We start from the raw sequence: 1,196 nt of genomic DNA, 5'->3' as shown, positions 1-1,196 counted from the left end.
GGCAAAAATATGAAATTGTTAAGGTGCAAAAACGGAATTTAAATCCGCATTTTGAGGCATTTATTAGCAACTGGAATTTACTTTTTCATTTAAGTGTGAAAAAAGCACCTGAAGATCATTGTCCTCAGATGCTTTTCATATTTAAACCTACACTTTTAATTTATGATATTTTGATCTCACGCTTATATTTATAAAATGCGTTTCTGCTAATTCCTACTACCTTTATGCAATCTGTATCATTAAGCGTTCCATTGAAGTCCTTGCTTAGCTCTATGATCTTCTTCTTTGCTTCAATACTCTTTTTAGTAATGAAAGTTGCTCCAGCTTTTCTTCCGATCTGCTTACCATTCAGCCTTACATCAAGCTCTGCTGCTTTTTCAAAAATCGGGAAAAAACGTTCCTCGTCAAGAAAATGTCCATCAAACGGGCCGTTGATCATGACACCCACAAATCCGAGCTCTTTTATGCACCTTTCCAATTCGATGACAGAGGCTTCCACATCATCCACCGGAAGTGTTGCATAGCCATAAAAGCGTCCGGGATATTTTTTTGTTGCAGCATAAAGCTCATCGTTATCCGTTAGTGAGACGATTTTGCTTCTGGCATCTTTGGGATTTACAATGCGCGTCGTGTAACCTTTTTTCTCAAGTACCTGCAAAATATCAATAGCTGTGGAATGTGTCATGGAAAATGTGTTTTCCAGATCCATAACTCTCACAGAGTCCTTCGGTGAATAATAAAGCTTCTTTAAGAATTTGTACTGCGCGACTGTCAGATCATAGGACTGTAAAATTGGAGCCTGTACCTTATCTGCCTCAAGGGCTGCTTTCTTAACTAAGGAGGACTTTTGAGTGAGCAACGATTATCGCAATTGCGAAGGCTACAGCAGGCTTCTTCTGTGCAAGTCTCACCTTCATACCGATCAGCATCTCATCAAGCTTTGAAACTACCTTTCTCATATCCGTTTTCTCCTTTCGTTTGGTAGGACTTCCTTGCCCTTCGTAAGTTATTTTGGACACCGAGAGCCCTAATCCGAAACGGGAAGATAAAAATTTGCAAAAAAATACCCCGAACCATGACTTCTCATGATTCGAGGTTTATTCCCTCAAAGGTTATTCACATTATCTTCCAATATAATGCTCATTCCAACAAACTGGAATTGTTAGCACTCTGTCTTATTGCACCGGAGGCATAAA

General features: G+C 39.3%; 2 protein-coding genes. Both read right to left on the bottom strand.

Annotated features, from left to right (window positions below; translation table 11 throughout):
- Positions 1-160: 160 nt before the first annotated feature.
- Positions 161-859 carry an amidohydrolase family protein gene (locus tag G608_RS23715; protein ID WP_196810243.1) on the bottom strand — a complete coding sequence of 233 codons (699 nt, stop codon included), beginning with the start codon at positions 857-859 and terminating at the stop codon, positions 161-163.
- The gene (locus G608_RS24190) at positions 831-959 is read right to left on the bottom strand and encodes a hypothetical protein (RefSeq protein WP_255345373.1); all 129 of its coding nucleotides are present in this window, start codon (positions 957-959) and stop codon (positions 831-833) included. The genes G608_RS23715 and G608_RS24190 overlap by 29 nt, the downstream gene beginning before the upstream one ends.
- Between the last annotated feature and the right edge of the window lie 237 nt (positions 960-1,196).

Origin of the sequence: Butyrivibrio sp. WCD3002, from assembly GCF_000424265.1 — a bacterium.
Lineage (GTDB): Bacteria > Bacillota > Clostridia > Lachnospirales > Lachnospiraceae > Butyrivibrio.
The sequence above is the reverse complement of the archived record's forward strand: the minus strand, read 5'-3'. Positions and strand labels throughout refer to the sequence as shown.